Origin of the sequence: Micromonospora sp. WMMA1363 (assembly GCF_030345795.1) — a bacterium.
Classification (GTDB): Bacteria; Actinomycetota; Actinomycetes; order Mycobacteriales; family Micromonosporaceae; genus Micromonospora.
On the sequence record NZ_JAUALB010000001.1, the window covers coordinates 5,517,858 to 5,534,514 of the forward strand.

The following is a 16,657-nucleotide window of genomic DNA, read 5'->3' on the forward strand; positions in this document are numbered from 1 at the left end:
CGCGTCGACTACCACACCCCGTGGACGACCAGCACCACACCGAGTGTGGCGTAACCGGCCGTGGCCAGAGCGGCCAGCGGCAGCGCCCGGCTGTAGGCGGTGGCCGGGGCGGCGCCGGTCGCCCGCCACCAGCACACCCGCAGCGCCGCCAACCAGCCGAGCACCGCCACCCCGGCCACCACCGTGCCGACGGCGCCAGCGGTCAGCGCCAGGCGCACCGTCAGCACCAGGACGACCGTCATCGCCAGCGCGGTACGCCGCCAGGCCAGCCGGGTCCGCTCGGGTTGCAGACCAGGGTCCCGTGTGCCGTCGGGTCGGGTCGGGTCAGTCACGCCCACCGACCACCCGGGCGAGCACCGCGGCGACCAGCAGCAACGCGCCGATGCCGACAGCGAGGGCCAGGACGGCCGGGAAGCGGGACGCGGGCAGCTCCTCGCCGAGCCGGATCGCGCGCTCCGTGCGGGCCCAGTGGTCGATCGCCCGGATGGCGACGGCCGCGCCGAGCAGCAGCAGCGCGATGGCGATCGCCTCGCGCAGGTGGGCCGGCGGCAGCGGTGGCAGGAACTGCGCCGCGGCCAGCCCGCCGGCGACCAGTGCCAGGCCGGTCCGCAGCCAGGCGAGGAAGGTGCGTTCGTTGGCCAGCGAGAAGCGGTAGTCGGGCGTGCTGCCCACCGACCGCAGTTCCTGCGGGTCGAACCACCGCCTGATCGCCTGCCACACGCGACCGATTATCGCCTCCGGCCGCTCGTAGCCTGCCGGAGATGCCTGCCATGACGAACCCGCCGGCCTGCCGCGGGCCACGCTGGTGACCGATCGGGCGCTCGCCGCGCAGGGCCGCGGCGCGAACTCGCTCCAGGTGGACGCCTCGGCGGACAACCGCCCGATCCTCCGAGCGGCTCGGCTTTGTCGCGGTCACCATTGCCGCGCCGGACGTCTACACTCCGTGATCATGGAGCAGACGTTGACGGCCGAGGAGCGGCTGACGCTCAAGACGGGCGCGTTCGGTGCGGTCTTCCTGGTGTCCAACGCCGATCCCGGGGTGCTGGCGCTGGTCCGGGAGAGCTTCGCCGCCTCGGGTGCGCTGGCCGACGCCAGCGGGGTGGTGAAGGAGGCGTTGACCACCGGGCCGCTGCCGGAGCTGCCCCGGGACTCGGAGCTGGAGATCGAGTCGGTGGTGCTTCCGGCGCTCACCCGGGCGATGGCGATCCTGCGGGACAAGTCGCCGCGGGACACGGTGACCTACCGTGAGGTGGTGTTGGCGGCGGCCGACCGGGTGGCCCGGGCGCACCGTGGGGTCACCCCGGCGGAGGTGGCCGCCATCGAACGGATCCGCGCCGCGCTGGCTCAGCCGGCCTGAGCTGGTGAGCTGTGTCACTCCGGCCCTCTCGAGGGTAGATGCTACTTGCGGGTAACATTGCTCTCGTGGGCAACTGCACAACAGCCCGCGGTTGACCGTCGGCAACGCCACGCGCGAGGCTGCGCCCCAGACCGGGCGAGCGATCGCACAACCACAGGAGGGTCGTCGAAGCGCGATGAACATCGTCGTACTCGTCAAGCAGGTGCCCGATTCGGGCGCGGACCGCAACCTGCGCAGTGACGACAACACCGTCGACCGCGGTTCGGCGAACAACGTCATCAACGAGATGGACGAGTACGCCATCGAGGAGGCGTTGAAGATCAAGGAAGCGCACGGCGGCGAGGTCACCATCCTGACCATGGGTCCGGACCGGGCGACCGAGTCGATCCGCAAGGCGCTCTCCATGGGCCCGGACAAGGCCGTGCACGTGGTCGACGACGCCCTGCGCGGGTCGTGCAGCGTGGCCACCTCGAAGGTGCTCGCCGCCGCCCTCGGGCAGCTCGGCGCCGACCTGGTGCTCTGCGGCGCCGAGTCGACCGACGGCCGGGTCCAGGTCATACCGCACATGATCGCCGAGCGGTTGGGTGTGGCCGCCATGACCGGCGCCCGCAAGCTCACCGTGGACGGCTCCACGCTGACCGTCGAACGGCAGACCGAGGAGGGCTACGAGGTGGTCACCGCCACCACCCCGGCCGTGGTCTCCGTCTGGGACACCATCAACGAGCCGCGCTACCCCTCCTTCAAGGGCATCATGGCCGCCAAGAAGAAGCCGGTGCAGACCCTGTCCCTGGGTGACCTCGGCGTCGCCCCGGCCGAGGTGGGGTTCGACGGCGCGACCAGCACCGTGCTGGAGCACAGCAAGCGCCCGCCGCGCTCCGGCGGCGCCAAGGTCACCGACGAGGGCGACGGCGGCGTGCAGCTGGTCGGGTTCCTCGCCACCGAGAAGTTCGTGTGAGAGCAGGTCTGCAACATGTCTGAGGTTCTCGTCGTCGTCGAAGCCACCCGGGAATTCGGCGTCAAGAAGGTCACCCTGGAGATGCTCACCCTCGCCCGTGGCCTGGGCGCACCGAGCGCGGTCGTGCTCGGCGGCCCCGGCGCCGCCGAGGCGCTGAGCACGAAGCTGGGCGAGTACGGCGCGGAGAAGATCTACGCGGCCGAGAGTGAGGAGATCGACGGCTACCTGGTCGCTCCGAAGGCGACCGTGCTGGCGGAGCTGGTCCAGCGGGTCGGGCCCGCCGCCGTGCTGCTCGCCTCGTCCCAGGAGGGCAAGGAGATCGCCGCCCGGCTGGCCGTCAAGCTCGACAACGGCATCCTGACCGACGTGGTCGAGCTGGACGCCGACGGCACTGCCACGCAGGTGGCCTTCGCCGGTTCCACCATCGTCAAGGCCAAGGTCACCCGGGGTCTGCCGCTGGTCACCGTCCGGCCGAACTCGATCACCCCGGAGCCGGCCGCGGCCAGCCCGGCGGTCGAGCAGCTCACCGCCTCGATCGCGGACGGCGACAAGCTGGCCAAGGTCGTCGACCGGGTCGCCGAGCAGAAGGGCTCCCGCCCGGAACTGACCGAGGCTTCGGTGGTCGTCTCCGGCGGTCGCGGGGTCGGCAACGCCGACAACTTCAAGCTGGTCGAGGAGCTGGCCGACCTGCTCGGCGGCGCCGTCGGCGCGTCCCGCGCCGCCGTCGACTCGGGTTTCTACCCGCACCAGTTCCAGGTGGGCCAGACCGGCAAGACGGTCTCCCCGCAGCTGTACGTCGCGCTCGGCATCTCCGGCGCGATTCAGCACCGGGCCGGCATGCAGACGTCGAAGACGATCGTCGCGGTCAACAAGGACGGCGAGGCGCCGATCTTCGAGCTGGCCGACTTCGGCGTGGTGGGTGACCTGTTCAAGGTCGTACCACAGGCCGCCGAGGAGATTCGCAAACGCAGGTGAGCTGAGCGCGAGCGCGGCGGGGCCGGGAACCGATCGGTTCCCGGCCCCGTCACGTCACCGTCCGCTCGGAACCGCCCTGCTGAGCCCGCCCAGGTGCGTGGACGACGGGCGGATCCGCGCACCCCCGGACTGGGACGGTGGACGAGCGTCGCCGATGCTGCCTCAGGGCGTCCGGGAGCGGTCACCACACGCCGACCTGCTGTTGGGTGCGTCTGCCGTCGTCGCCGCCCCGGGTCCCGCCGTCGGCGTTCGGTGGAGCCTGCCGGTACGCGTGGCGGTAGCCGGCACCGCGGGCCTCCCGCGGTGTTTGGTGGTGCCGCGCACCGAAACGGGCCGGCCGGGCCGCCCACGGGCGGGTCCGGGTCCCGGCCGCGGCCGGGACCCGGACCCGGGAGGTGCACTCCGGGGTCCAGGTGGCGGCCGGGTGGTGGTTAGGCTGAACCCTGATGGCTTACCTGGATCACGCGGCGACCACTCCGATGCTCGACGAGGCCCTGGAGGCGTACGTCGCCACCGCCCGTGAGATCGGCAACCCGTCCTCCCTGCACGCGGCGGGCCGCCGTGCCCGCCGGCGGGTGGAGGAGTCGAGGGAGCGGGTGGCCGCCGCGCTGGGCGCTAGGCCCTCCGAGGTGATCTTCACTGGCGGCGGGACGGAGAGCGACAACCTCGCGGTGAAGGGCATCTTCTGGGCACGGCGGGCCAGCGACGGCCGGCGGACCCGGGTGGTGTCCAGCGCCGTCGAACACCACGCGGTGCACGACGCGGTCGACTGGCTGGTCGCGCACGAGGGCGCCGAGGTGGGCTGGCTGCCGGTGGACCCCGTCGGCCGGGTCGACCCGGCCCAGCTCCGCGCCGAGTTGGCCGCCCACGCCGACCGGGTGGCCGTGGTGACGACGATGTGGGCGAACAACGAGGTGGGCACGGTCCAACCGGTCGCGGAGCTGGCGGCGGTCGCCGCCGAACACGGGGTGCCGTTTCACACCGACGCGATCCAGGCGGTCGGCCAGGTGCCGGTCGACTTCGCCGCGAGCGGGGTGTCCGCGCTCACCGTGACCGGGCACAAACTCGGCGGGCCGGCCGGCGTGGGCGCCTTGGTGCTCGCCCGCGACACCGCCGCGATGCCGCTGCTGCACGGCGGCGGCCAGGAGCGCGACATCCGCTCCGGCACGCTCGACACCGCCGGTATCGTCGCGGTCGCGGTCGCGGTGGAGGCAGCGGTCAAGCGCCAGCAGGAGCACGCGGCCCGGGTCGCCGTCCTCCGCGACGACCTGGTCGGGCGGGTCCGGCAGGTGGTGCCGGAGGTGGTGTTGAACGGCGATCCGGCCGACCGGCTACCCGGCAACGCGCATTTCTCCTTCCCCGGTTGCGAAGGTGACGCGCTGCTGCTCCTGCTCGACGCGCAGGGGATCGCCTGCTCCACCGGCTCGGCCTGCTCGGCCGGCGTGGCCCAGCCCTCGCATGTCCTGCTGGCGATGGGCGCCGACGACGACCGCGCGCGTTCCTCGCTGCGCTTCACCCTCGGCCACACCAGCACCGCGGCTGAGATCGACGCGCTGATCGCGGCCCTCCCCGCCGCGGTCGACCGAGCCCGTCGCGCCGCCTCCTACCGCACCCCCCGCTGATACGCGCGCGCCCGGCTCACCCCCTCTTCGAGGTGTTGCCGCATGGTGCCGAGTTACTACCCCGGTGCAGGCCCTGACGACGCGGCATCGCCGCTTACCCGCCCCGACCCACCACCACGCGAGCTTGCAGTGCCGCTGCCCAACGTGCGGCTACCGCACACCCTGTCGAGGCGGGAAGTGCAAGCTGGTGGCGGTGGGTCGGGCGGGGTGGAGTGGGGTGTGGGCGTGGAGGGGGTGGGTGGTTAGGCTCGGACGGGATCGGGAGGGGTGGTAGTGGTGCGGGTGCTGGCGGCGATGTCGGGCGGCGTGGACTCGGCCGTCGCGGCGGCACGGGCCGTCGAGGCGGGGCACGACGTGACCGGGGTGCACCTGGCGCTCGCCCGGAATCCGCAGACGTACCGCAGCGGCGCTCGGGGCTGCTGCACCCTGGAGGACTCCCGGGACGCCCGCCGGGCGGCCGACGTCATCGGCATCCCGTTCTACGTGTGGGACATGGCTGACCGTTTTCACACGGATGTGGTGGACGACTTCGTCGCCGAGTACGCGGCCGGCCGTACGCCCAACCCGTGCTTGCGCTGCAACGAAAAGATCAAGTTCGCGGCGGTGCTGGACCGGGCCGTCGCCCTGGGGTTCGACGCCGTGATCACCGGTCACCATGCCCGGCTCGGATCGGACGGCGTGCTACGGCGCAGCGTCGACCTGGCCAAGGACCAGTCGTACGTGCTCGCCGTGCTCACCCGCGAGCAGCTCGCCCGATCGATGTTTCCGCTGGGGGATTCGACGAAGGCGCAGGTCCGCGAGGAGGCGGCGGGCCGGGGGCTGGCCGTCGCCGAAAAACCGGACTCGCATGACATCTGCTTCATCGCCGACGGCGACACACGTGGGTTCCTCGCTCAGCGGTTGGGCGAGGCGCCCGGTGACGTCGTCGACGCCACCACCGGCGCGGTGGTGGGCACGCACGGCGGGGCGTACGCATACACCGTCGGCCAGCGACGTGGCCTGCACCTGGACCGGCCGGCGGCGGATGGCCGCCCGCGTTACGTCCTGTCCATCACGCCGAAGACCAACACGGTGACCGTCGGCCCGGCCGAGGCGCTGGAGGTCTCCCGGGTCCGCGCCGGGCGTCCGGTTTGGCTGGGCGGCACGCATCCGACGGGGCCGGTCGAGTGCGAGGTGCAGCTGCGTGCGCACGGCGATGCGGTGCCCGCGACGGTGACGGTGACCGCGGACGGCCTGCACGCCGAGCTGCGCCGTCCGGTCCGAGGGGTGGCCGCCGGTCAGGCGATCGTGGCCTACCGGCCGGATCCGGCCGGTGATGTCGTGCTCGGCTCCGCCACCATCGTCGGCTGACCGCCGAGCCGGCGGACGCCGACGCGGGAGATCCTGGAACCCGCCGGCCCTCCGGGCCGTTTTCGCCAGCACCCGCGAGGGTGGCGCTGGCGGCCCGCGCGGTGCGGTCCGCGTACCGGATAGTCTTCGGCGGTGACAGATCAGGCGTGGCCGTGGCCGGCCGGTGCGGCGACCGGCGTCGGGTCGCTGCCGGGTACCGACATCGCGGAAGCCCAGCGGATTGTCCTCGGCGAGCTTCCCGCGCTGCCGCACCTGCCGGAGCTGCCTGCCCGTGGCCCCGGCGCGGACATTGTCGGTCGCACGGCCGGCCTGCTCGTGGAGCTGCCCGTCGAGCTGTACGCGGCCCGTTGGCGCGTCGCCCCGCGCTCCGGGCGGGACCTGCGCCGCGCCCGGGACCTGCTGGAACGCGACCTTGACCAGCTCGCTGAGCAGGCCGAGACGTACGCCGGGCCAGTCAAGATCCAGGTCGGCGGGCCGTTCACCCTGGCGGCGGCGCTGGAGCTGCCGATCGGCGGTCGGCTGGTGCGCGATCCGGGCGCGGTGCGGGATCTGGCCGGGTCGCTCGCCGAGGGGGTACGCGGCCACGTCGCCGCCGTCGCCCGCCGGCTGCCCCGGGCCACGGTGCTGTTGCAACTGGACGAGCCGTCGCTTCCGGCGGTGCTTGCCGGGCGGGTGCCGACCGAAAGCGGCTTCGGCACGTACCGGGCGGTCGAACCGGGCGTCGCCGGGTCGCTGCTCCGCCGCGTCGTCGAGGCCGCCGGGGTGCCGGTGGTCGTGCACTGCTGCGCACCCGACGTGCCACTCGATCTGATCCGGAACGCCGGTGCCGTGGGCGTGAGCCTCGATCTGAACCTCGTCACCGACCTGGATCCGCTCGGCGAGGCGGTCGACGCCGGGCTGGGACTGCTGGCCGGTGCCGCGCCCACCCAGCCCGCCTCCGATGGTCGGGCGCCGAGCTCCGCCCAGGTCGCCGACCGAGTACGCCGACTCTGGGATCGCCTCGGATTCCCCCGCCGGAGGCTCGCCGATCAGGTGGTCGTCACGCCGGCCTGCGGGCTTGCGAACGGCTCCCCGCGGTACGTCCGGGCAGTCCTGGCAGCCTGCCGCGACGCCGGGCGGCGGCTGGCCGAGGAGTGAGTCCGAGGGTCCGGTGGGCCCGTCCTCGGGGCCGGCACCCCGCCGACGATCGGGTTCCGGCGGCGTCGCCCACCGGCGGGTGGCCCGTGGAGTGTCCCACCCTCCGGATACGGTGCCGAGGTAGTGGAACAACGGGAGGTCACGGCGGTGTCCGACGATGTCATCGGCCAGCGGATCAGTCCGGCGCAGGAGGCGGCGGCCGGCGCCGAGCCGACCCCGGAGGCGCGGGAACGGCACGCGACGCTCAGCCGTGAGCTGACCGAACATCAGTACCGCTACTACGTGCTGGACGCGCCGATCGTCTCGGACGCGGTGTTCGACCGGCAGCTGCGGGAGCTGTCGGCGTTGGAGGCGGAGTACCCGGCCCTGCGGACGCCGGATTCGCCGACCCAACGGGTCGGCGGCACCTTCTCCACCGAGTTCACGCCGGTGGCGCACGCCGAGCGGATGATGTCGCTGGACAACGCCTTCGCCGACGAGGAGCTGGCGGCGTGGGCCGAGCGGGTCGAGCGGGACGCCGGCGGTCAGGTTCCGTACCTGTGCGAGCTGAAGGTGGACGGGCTCGCGATCAACCTGACCTACGAGAAGGGGCACCTCGTGCGGGCGGCGACCCGGGGCGACGGTCGCACCGGTGAGGACGTGACAGCCAACGTCCGCAGCATCCGTGACGTCCCCGGCGAGCTGACCCCGTCCGCCGAGTTCCCCGACGTTCCCGAGTCCATCGAGGTTCGGGGCGAGGTCTACTTCCCGGTCACCGCGTTCGCGGACCTCAACGCCGGGCTGGTCGAGCAGGGCAAGGCGCCGTTCGCCAACCCGCGCAACGCCGCCGCCGGCAGCCTTCGCCAGAAGGATCCGCGGGTCACCGCGTCCCGTCCGCTGCGCCTGGTGGTGCACGGCATCGGTGCGCGGCGGGGCTTCCAGCCGGTTGCGCAGTCGGAGGCGTACGCCGCGCTGACGGCGTGGGGCCTGCCGACCAGCGACCGGTGGCGGGTGGTTCCGGACCTGGCGGGTGTCGCGGAGTACATCGCGTACTACGCCCAGCACCGACACGACGTGCAGCACGAGATCGACGGTGTGGTGGTGAAGGTCGACCCGGTCTCCATCCAGGGTCGGCTCGGCTCGACCAGCCGGGCGCCGCGCTGGGCGATCGCCTTCAAGTACCCGCCGGAGGAGGTCAACACCAAGCTGCTCGACATCGACGTGAACGTCGGGCGGACCGGCCGGGTCACCCCGTTCGCCGTCCTGGAGCCGGTCCGGGTGGCCGGGTCGACGGTGGCGCTGGCCACCCTGCACAACGCCCGGGAGGTCGAACGAAAAGGCGTGTTGATCGGCGACACTGTGGTGATCCGCAAGGCCGGGGACGTCATCCCCGAGGTGCTCGGTCCGGTGATCGACCTGCGCCCCTCCGACGCCCGGCCGTTCGTCATGCCCACCACCTGCCCGGCCTGCGGCACCCCGCTCGCACCGGCGAAGGAGGGCGACGTCGACATCCGCTGCCCGAACGCCCGCAGCTGCCCCGCGCAGCTGCGGGAACGGGTCTTCCACCTCGCCGGACGCGGCGCCTTCGACATCGAGGTCCTTGGCTACAAGGGTGCCGCCGCGCTGCTCGACGCGCAGATCATCACCGACGAGGGGGACCTGTTCGCCCTCGACGCCGAGCAACTGTCGCACTCGCCGTTCTTCGTCAACAAGGACGGCAGCCTCGGCAGCAACGCCGTGAAGCTGCTGGACAACCTGGCCGTGGCCAAGGAACGCGACCTGTGGCGGGTGCTGGTGGCGCTCTCCATCCGGCACGTCGGCCCGACAGCCGCGCAGGCCCTCGCCCGGCACTTCCGGTCGATCGAGGCGGTCGACCGGGCCGGTGAGGAGGAGCTGTCCTCGGTGGATGGTGTCGGCCCGACCATCGCCGCGAGCATCCGCGAGTGGTTCGCCGTCGACTGGCACCGCGAAGTGGTGCGGAAGTGGGCCGGGGCCGGCGTCCGGATGGCGGAGGAAGCGGACGACGAGGGGCCGCGCCCGCTGGAGGGGGTGACGGTCGTGGTGACCGGGACGCTCTCCGGCTACTCCCGGGACCAGGCGGCCGAGGCGATCCAGTCCCGCGGCGGCAGGGTCAGCGGCTCGGTCTCCAAGAAGACCGGCTTCGTGGTGGTCGGCGAGAATCCCGGTTCCAAGGCCGACAAGGCGGCCAGCCTCAAGGTGCCCGTGCTGGACGAGGACGGCTTTCGGGTCCTGCTCGACTCCGGCCCGGACGCTGCCCGCGAGATCGCCCGCGTCGAGGACTGACTAGGATCTTGCGCCCGGATACCAACTTAGTTACGACTACGACCGATTAGTGACTGTCATCCGGGGGAACCAGCCACCTGGGCGTTTCACTGGGGCACGGCGTGCGGACGGGTACGCCGTTCGTGATCGCCGGAGGTGTGATGGAGACAGCCGACCCGCGCAACTCCGTCCCACCAGGACGGACTGCGCCGTTCTCCGTCTTCGTGGCCACGGTCCTCGCCGTGGCCGCCACGGTCTCGGCCGGTCCCCTGCTGGCGCTCGCCGACCAGGTGTCCCGGCTGCCTGCCGCGTTCTGGACGATGGCCGTGCTGGCCGTCGCCTGCGACGCCCGCCCGTTCGTCCCGCCGGGGCGGCGCCAGTCCTCGGCGGTGTTCCCGTCGACCTGCTTCACCTTCGCCATCCTGCTCGGCTGGGGGCTGGGCGCCGCGGTCGTGGTGCAGGCAGTGGCAGTCGTGGTGTCCGGCGCCCGGATGGGCCACGCCGGCTGGCGGACCGTGTTCAACGTGGGACAGTACGCGTGTGCGCTCGCCGCCGCGTACGTCGTCGTCCGTATCGGCCCGGGTGACCTCTTCGACGGCGGCCCGCTGCGGTGGACCGACGTGGCGGCGGTCGGTGGCGCGATGCTCGCCTGGTTCGCGGTCAACTACGGGCTGGTCAGCGTGGCCGTCCGGCTTCGCTTCGGCGAGCGCTGGCTCCGCGGCCTGCGGCAGGGCCTGGGGTTCGAGCTGCTGTCCACCGGCTCGCTGCTGCTGCTCGCCCCGGTGCTGGTCACCGCCGCGCGGGCCAGCGCGGCGCTGATTCCACTGGTGCTGGTACCACTGTTCGCGGTCTACCGGATGGCCCGCCTCAGCATGGAGCAGCAGCAGCTGTCCTCCCTCGACCCGCTCACCGGTCTGCCCAACCGCGAGGCGTTGCTCGCTGAGGTGGGCGAGCAGTTGCATCAGCACGCGGAGCGGGCGGCGCGCGGCGAGCCGCCCGCCCGGTTGGCACTGCTGCTGATCGACCTGGACCGGTTCAAGCACGTCAACGACGCCCTCGGGCACGCGGTGGGGGACCGGCTACTGGTCGAGGTGAGCGCCCGCCTGACCGAGGTGGTCGGGCGGGACCTGGTGGCCCGGCTCGGCGGGGACGAGTTCGCCATCGTCATGACCGGGCTGACCGACGTCAGCGAGGCGCGGGAGCTGGCCGATCGGGTGGTGGCCACCCTGGCCGAGCCGGTGCCGCTGGACGGGCTGCCGCTGGACGTCGGCGCTTCGATCGGAATCGCCCTCTTCCCCGACCATGGCGAGGACTCCACCACCCTCATGCGCCATGCCGACGTGGCGATGTACGACGCCAAGCACCGCAACGACACGGTCGCCGTGTATGCGGCCGAGTCCGACCACAACTCCGCCGAGCGGCTGGGGCTCCTGGCCGACCTGCGTCGGGTTCTGGGGTCCGGCCCGTCGACCGCGGACGCGGTCTCCGGGACCGACCCGGCGACCACATTCCCGATCGCGGAGACCACCGACTCGGGCGGGCCTCCGACCGGCGTGGCGGTCGGCGGGCTGGGTGGGGCGGACCCGGCCACCACCGGCCCTCGCCCCGACCCGGACGGGTCGGCGGTAGCCGATGCTTCCGGGCAGCAGGGTGCGCAGACCGTGGAGTCGGCGACCGCCGGCCGGATGGGAGCCGCACCGCACGGACGGAACCGGAGTCCCGCCCCAACCCCGGACGGGGCGCCGCCGGCGGCGGTCCCGGCTCCGGTCCAGGGCGGTGACGGCGCCGTGCTCCCGGTCCGGGGCGGCTCCCGGACCGGCCGCTGGTGGTTGCGCGGCCGACGGCAGCGCGCCGATGTGATCCAGACCGATGACCTGATCCGGCAGATCGTCACTGCCGCCGACCCGATCCGCCGCCGGGCCGCGAACCGGACCGGGGCCGCCGACCGCGCGATCCGCGCGGATGGTCGCGCCGGCGGCGGCCCCGCGCTGGTGGGCCGGGACGGCCTGGCCGTGGGCCGGCGTTCCGGCTGGAACGGGTGGCGCGGTGGGGACACGCCCCACCCGGGCAGCCGGCGGGCGGCCCACCACCGCCAGGCCGTCGCGGACCGGCAGGGTGAGTCGGCCGCCGACGCGGGTGAGATCACCATGTACTACCAACCCCAGATCGCGATGGCGACCGGCGAGGTGGTCGGCGTCGAGGCGCTGCTGCGCTGGCGGCACCCGCGCCGCGGGATGGTCGACCCGGAGGAGCTGATCCGGGTCGCCGAACAGAGCGCCGTGATGCGGCTGCTCACCCTACGGGTCGTCGACGACGTCATGGAGCAGTTGGCGCAGTGGTCGGCCGCCGGCACCCGCCTGCGCGCTTCGCTCAACGTCAGTGTGCGGGATCTGCACACCGGCGAGATCGCGGACCGGATCACCGAGCAGCTCACCCGGCGCGACGTACCGCCGCAGCGGCTCCAACTGGAGATCACCGAGGGGGCGCTGATGGCCGACCCGCGCCGGGTGCTGACGACGATCTCCCGGCTTCACCGGCTCGGCGTGGGTATCGCACTGGACGACTTCGGCACCGGGTACTCGTCGTTGCAGCACCTACGCCGGCTGCCGCTGTCCGAGGTGAAGGTGGACCGCTCGTTCGTGCTGGGCATGGCCGAGGACGCCGACGACGCGGCGATCGTCACGTCGATGATCGAGCTGGCCGGGGCGCTCGGGCTGCGGGTGGTCGCCGAGGGGGTCGAGGACGAGCGGACCTGGCGGATGCTGCACGCGGCGGGGTGCGACGTCGCCCAGGGTTGGTTCTACGCCCGGCCGATGCCGGCCGAGGAACTGGTCGCCTGGCTGGCCCGCTACCGTCCGGTCCGCCCGGCCACCGCGCCGGACCGGACGGCCCGGCGCCGGCCCGCCCGCTGACCCCACCTGCCCGATCCGGGCGAACCGGCGGCGGTGGTGAGCAACCCCGGTCAGGTCGACCCGGCGGGGGTGGGAGGACGGCGCGGGCAGAAGGGGGAGTCCGGGGACGCGCCACCGGGGCGGAACAATAGACTCGCTCCGGTCACCGCGCGTCACGCACCACCGGCCGCGCGGTCGGCGTACCCAGATGCAGTAGGACAGCCACGAAGGGGGCACCCGATGGCCGCCATCTCCCGCGAGGAGGTCGCGCACCTGGCGCGACTGTCGCGGCTCGCCGTGACGGAGGAGGAGCTGGGCACCTTCGCCGGCCAGCTCGACGTGATTCTCCAGGCGGTCGCCCAGGTCGGCGAGGTCGCCGCGGCGGACATCCCACCGACCTCCCACTCAGTGCCGCTGACCAACGTGCTGCGGGAGGACGTGGTGACGCCGTGCCTGACCCCCGAGGATGCGCTGTCGGGCGCGCCCGACGCCGAGGAGCAGCGGTTCCGCGTCCCGCGGATCCTGGACGAGGATGTGGCATCGTGACCGACCTGACGAAACTGACAGCAGTCGAGGTGGCCGGGCTGGTGGCATCGGGCGCGACGACCGCCGTCGAGGTCACCGAGGCGCATCTGGGCCGGATCGCCTCGGTCGACGACCGGGTGAACGCGTTCCTGCACGTCGACACCGAGGGTGCGCTGGACGCGGCACGCGCGGTGGACGCCCGCCGCGCGGCCGGCGAGCCGTTGGGCCCGCTCGCGGGCGTGCCGGTCGCGGTCAAGGACGTACTCACCACGAAGGGTGTGCCGACCACCGTCGGGTCGAAGATCCTGGAGGGGTGGCGCCCGCCGTACGATTCGACGATCGTGCGGCGGCTGCGCGAGGCGGGCACGGTGCTGCTCGGCAAGACCAACATGGACGAGTTCGCGATGGGCTCGTCCACCGAGTACTCGGCGTACGGCCCGACGCACAACCCGTGGGACCTGAGTCGGATCCCCGGTGGTTCCGGCGGCGGCAGCGCCGCGGCCCTGGTCGCGTACGAGGCGCCGTTGGCGATCGGGTCGGACACCGGTGGTTCGATCCGCCAGCCGGGTGCCGTCACCGGCACCGTCGGTGTGAAGCCGACGTACGGCGGCACCTCCCGCTATGGCCTGGTCGCGTTCTCGTCGTCGCTGGACACGCCCGGTCCGTGTGCCCGCACCGTGCTGGACGCCGCCCTGCTGCACGAGGCGATCGGCGGTCACGACCCGCGCGACTCCACCTCCGTTCCGGCCCCGGTGCCGGATGTGGTGGCCGCCGCCCGACTCGGCGCCACCGGTGACCTGACCGGGGTCCGGCTGGGCGTGGTGAGGGAATTCGCTGGCGAGGGCGCCGAGCCGGGGGTGCTGGCCGCGTTCCGTGAGGCGGTCGACACCCTCACCAAGCTGGGCGCCGAGATCGTCGAGATCTCCTGCCCGCACTTCGGGTACGCGCTGCCGGCGTACTACCTGATCGCTCCGAGCGAGTGCTCCTCCAACCTGGCCCGCTTCGACGGCGTTCGATTCGGTCTCCGGGTCGGCGACGACGGGAACCGGTCGCTGGAGGAGGTCATGTCGCTGACCCGGGAGGCCGGGTTCGGCCCGGAGGTCAAGCGCCGGATCATGATCGGCACGTACGCCCTCTCGTCGGGCTACTACGACGCGTACTACGGTCAGGCGCAGAAGGTTCGCACTCTGATCACCCGGGACTTCACCGCAGCCTTCGGGCAGGTCGACGCACTGATCTCGCCGACCACGCCGTTCGTGGCGTTCCCGGTCGGCGCGCGCACCTCCGACCCGTACCAGATGTACCTGGCCGATCTGTTCACCATCCCGTCCAACCTGTACGGGGGGCCGGCCATCTCGGTACCGTGTGGCCTCTCCGACGGGCTTCCGGTCGGTCTGCAGGTCATGACGCCGACGATGGCCGACGACCGGATGTACCGGGTCGCCGCCGCGCTGGAGAGCGCCGTCGGCACGTTCACCCCACCGGCACTGTGAGGCAGGAGCACCGATGACGACGACACTGCCCGCGTACGACGAGGTCGTCGCGCGCTACGAACCGGTGATCGGCCTGGAGACCCACGTCGAGCTGGGCACGAACACGAAGATGTTCTGTGGCTGCCCGACCGACTTCGGTGGCGCGCCGAACACCCGGGTCTGCCCGGTCTGCCTGGGCCTGCCCGGCTCGCTGCCGGTGGCCAACAAGGCGGCGATCGAGGCGACGATCCGGATCGGCCTCGCGTTGAACTGCTCCATCGCCGAGTGGTGCCGGTTTGCCCGGAAGAACTACTTCTACCCCGACATGCCGAAGAACTTCCAGATCAGTCAGTACGACGAGCCGCTCTGCGTCGACGGCTACCTGGATGTCGAGGTGAACGGGGAGACCGTGCGGATCGGCGTCGAACGGGTGCACCTGGAGGAGGACACCGGCAAGACGCTGCACGTCGGCGGTGCTACCGGGCGGATCCATGGCGCGACCGAGTCGCTGGTGGACTACAACCGGGCCGGAATCCCCCTGGTCGAGATCGTCACCAAGCCGGTTGCCGGCACCGGCGCGCTGGCGCCGGAGGTGGCGCGGGCGTACGTCACCGAGCTGCGCGACGTGCTCCGCTCGCTCGGTGTCTCCGACGTGCGGATGGAGGAGGGCTCGCTGCGCTGCGACGTCAACACGTCGCTCAACCTGCCCGGCGAGCAGTGGGGCACCCGCACCGAGACGAAGAACGTCAACTCGCTGCGGTCGGTGGAGCGGGCGGTGCGATCGGAGATGATCCGGCAGGCGTCGGTGCTCGCCGCGGGCGGCGGGATCACCCAGGAGACCCGGCACTTCCACGAGGACACCGGAGACACCACCCCGGGTCGGTCCAAGGAGACCGCGACCGACTACCGGTACTTCCCCGAGCCGGACCTCGTCCCGTTGGCGCCGGACCCGGCTTGGGTCGCCGAGCTGCGGACCGCGCTGCCCGAGCTGCCCCGGCTGCACCGGCGCCGGCTCCAGCAGGCGTGGGGCCTGTCCGACCTGGACATGCAGTCGATCCTGAACGCGGGCGCGGTCGAGCTGATCGAGGCCACCGTCGCAGCCGGCGCCACCCCGGCCGCCGCCCGCAAATGGTGGCTGGGGGAGCTGTCCCGGCGGGCCAACGAGACCGGTGTGGAGCTGGCCGATGTCGGTGCCATCCCGGCTCAGGTCGCCGAGCTGCAGAGCCTGGTCGACGCCGGCAAGCTCACCGACAAGCTGGCCCGGACGGTGCTGGAGCACGTGGTCGCCGGTGAGGGCTCGCCGACCGAGGTCATGGCCAGCCGTAACCTGGAGGTGGTCTCCGACACCGGCGCGCTGACCGCGGCGGTGGACGAGGCGATCGCCGCCAACCCGGACATCGCCGACAAGGTCCGCAGCGGCAAGGTCGCCGCGGCCGGCGCGCTGGTCGGGGCGGTCATGAAGACCACGCGCGGCCAGGCGGACGCCAAGGCCGTCCGCGAGCTGATCCTGCAACGTCTCGGCGCCTGAGCAAGTGGTGTGTCGGCGGGTAGGTCGGACAGCCGGTAGTCGGTGGGTTCGTCCTGGCCGGGTGGCCATTGCACGAGCAGCCAGCATTCGGGGCGGACCCCGCCGTCACCACGGTTCGGTCCACGCTGGATGGTGCGGCCGGCGGGCCGGACCCGTAGGACGAGGAAGTGCCCGGATAGTTTACGGGTGGGCTGGCCTGCCTGGTGCACGGTCGGCGGTGGGGAGCCGGTCGCGCCAGCGCACCCGTCGTGTCGCGTGCGGGCCCTGGGCCAGAGCGATGTCCTTGAGGCTGCGGGCGGGTTGCGGGTATTTCGGGGTGGGATGCTTGCCGGCGCCGGCGTAAGGGACCTCGACCGGCTGGGCGTCGCCGGGTTGGACGGTGGTGGACGAGGTGGTCGCCACGAGGTAGGGGATGCCGCGTTCGGTCAGGCCTTGGCGGAACTCGGCGACCTGCCCGTAGCCGGCGTCGGCGGTCAGCAGCGGGGGACGCAGCCCCCATGCGGCCAGCTCGTCAAGCGTTTTCAGGGCCATCATCCACTTCGGCCGGTACCGCTGATCCTCGGGCAGCCCTTGACCTCAAGTC

Annotated in this window: 13 protein-coding genes and 1 pseudogene; 11 read left to right on the forward strand and 3 right to left on the reverse strand. The window is 72.7% G+C overall.

Features of this window, described 5'->3' with window-relative positions; all coding sequences use genetic code 11:
- Positions 1-8 precede the first annotated feature (8 nt).
- Positions 9-332, reverse strand: coding sequence for a DUF202 domain-containing protein (locus QTQ03_RS25860; RefSeq protein ID WP_289280325.1), 324 nt, complete (start codon positions 330-332; stop codon positions 9-11).
- The gene (locus QTQ03_RS25865) at positions 325-720 is read right to left on the reverse strand and encodes a YidH family protein (RefSeq protein ID WP_289280988.1); all 396 of its coding nucleotides are present in this window, start codon (positions 718-720) and stop codon (positions 325-327) included. Before QTQ03_RS25865 ends, QTQ03_RS25860 begins: the two co-directional genes overlap by 8 nt.
- Positions 721-943: 223 nt before the next feature.
- On the opposite strand from QTQ03_RS25865, the gene QTQ03_RS25870 reads away from it, so the two are divergent.
- From QTQ03_RS25870 to gatB, 11 genes are all read left to right on the forward strand, one after another.
- On the forward strand, positions 944-1,357 hold the full coding sequence (locus QTQ03_RS25870) for a hypothetical protein (RefSeq protein WP_289280326.1): 414 nt from the start codon (positions 944-946) through the stop codon (positions 1,355-1,357).
- Positions 1,358-1,532: 175 nt separating this feature from the next.
- Positions 1,533-2,312 (forward strand): electron transfer flavoprotein subunit beta/FixA family protein, encoded by a 780-nt coding sequence (locus QTQ03_RS25875; RefSeq protein ID WP_289280327.1) that lies wholly within the window; start codon positions 1,533-1,535, stop codon positions 2,310-2,312.
- A gap of 15 nt (positions 2,313-2,327) precedes the next feature.
- The gene (locus QTQ03_RS25880; protein ID WP_289280328.1) at positions 2,328-3,287 is read left to right on the forward strand and encodes an electron transfer flavoprotein subunit alpha/FixB family protein; all 960 of its coding nucleotides are present in this window, start codon (positions 2,328-2,330) and stop codon (positions 3,285-3,287) included.
- Positions 3,288-3,733: 446 nt separating this feature from the next.
- Entirely contained in the window at positions 3,734-4,909 is a 1,176-nt protein-coding gene (locus QTQ03_RS25885; RefSeq protein ID WP_289280329.1) for a cysteine desulfurase family protein, read from the forward strand.
- A 276-nt stretch (positions 4,910-5,185) separates the two neighbouring features.
- Positions 5,186-6,259 (forward strand): tRNA 2-thiouridine(34) synthase MnmA, encoded by a 1,074-nt coding sequence (gene mnmA / locus QTQ03_RS25890; protein ID WP_289280330.1) that lies wholly within the window; start codon positions 5,186-5,188, stop codon positions 6,257-6,259.
- A 132-nt stretch (positions 6,260-6,391) separates the two neighbouring features.
- Positions 6,392-7,396 (forward strand): methionine synthase, encoded by a 1,005-nt coding sequence (locus QTQ03_RS25895; protein ID WP_289280331.1) that lies wholly within the window; start codon positions 6,392-6,394, stop codon positions 7,394-7,396.
- 147 nt (positions 7,397-7,543) lie between these two features.
- On the forward strand, positions 7,544-9,679 hold the full coding sequence (gene ligA, locus QTQ03_RS25900; RefSeq protein WP_289280989.1) for an NAD-dependent DNA ligase LigA: 2,136 nt from the start codon (positions 7,544-7,546) through the stop codon (positions 9,677-9,679).
- A gap of 140 nt (positions 9,680-9,819) precedes the next feature.
- Positions 9,820-12,570, forward strand: a complete 2,751-nt coding sequence (locus QTQ03_RS25905; protein WP_289280332.1) for a GGDEF domain-containing phosphodiesterase — start codon at positions 9,820-9,822, stop codon at positions 12,568-12,570.
- A 219-nt stretch (positions 12,571-12,789) separates the two neighbouring features.
- On the forward strand, positions 12,790-13,095 hold the full coding sequence (gene gatC / locus QTQ03_RS25910) for an Asp-tRNA(Asn)/Glu-tRNA(Gln) amidotransferase subunit GatC (RefSeq protein WP_289280333.1): 306 nt from the start codon (positions 12,790-12,792) through the stop codon (positions 13,093-13,095).
- Positions 13,092-14,567 (forward strand): Asp-tRNA(Asn)/Glu-tRNA(Gln) amidotransferase subunit GatA, encoded by a 1,476-nt coding sequence (gene gatA / locus QTQ03_RS25915; protein ID WP_289280334.1) that lies wholly within the window; start codon positions 13,092-13,094, stop codon positions 14,565-14,567. Before gatC ends, gatA begins: the two co-directional genes overlap by 4 nt.
- Before the next feature lie 13 nt (positions 14,568-14,580).
- The gene (gatB, locus tag QTQ03_RS25920; protein ID WP_289280335.1) at positions 14,581-16,074 is read left to right on the forward strand and encodes an Asp-tRNA(Asn)/Glu-tRNA(Gln) amidotransferase subunit GatB; all 1,494 of its coding nucleotides are present in this window, start codon (positions 14,581-14,583) and stop codon (positions 16,072-16,074) included.
- On the opposite strand, the pseudogene QTQ03_RS25925 reads toward gatB, so the two are convergent.
- Positions 16,062-16,641: pseudogene (locus tag QTQ03_RS25925) on the reverse strand (transposase); the annotation flags it as partial. The gene gatB and the pseudogene QTQ03_RS25925 sit on opposite strands and share 13 nt — an antisense overlap.
- Positions 16,642-16,657 lie beyond the last annotated feature (16 nt).

Excerpts from the sequence above, each read along its gene's own strand:
- QTQ03_RS25875 (WP_289280327.1), top strand. The coding sequence starts at position 1,533 with ATGAACATCGTCGTACTCGTCAAGCAGGTGCCCGATTCGGGCGCGGAC.
- QTQ03_RS25880 (WP_289280328.1), top strand. The coding sequence starts at position 2,328 with ATGTCTGAGGTTCTCGTCGTCGTCGAAGCCACCCGGGAATTCGGCGTC.
- QTQ03_RS25885 (WP_289280329.1), top strand. The coding sequence starts at position 3,734 with ATGGCTTACCTGGATCACGCGGCGACCACTCCGATGCTCGACGAGGCC.
- QTQ03_RS25905 (WP_289280332.1), top strand. The coding sequence starts at position 9,820 with ATGGAGACAGCCGACCCGCGCAACTCCGTCCCACCAGGACGGACTGCG.
- gatC (WP_289280333.1), top strand. The coding sequence starts at position 12,790 with ATGGCCGCCATCTCCCGCGAGGAGGTCGCGCACCTGGCGCGACTGTCG.
- gatB (WP_289280335.1), top strand. The coding sequence starts at position 14,581 with ATGACGACGACACTGCCCGCGTACGACGAGGTCGTCGCGCGCTACGAA.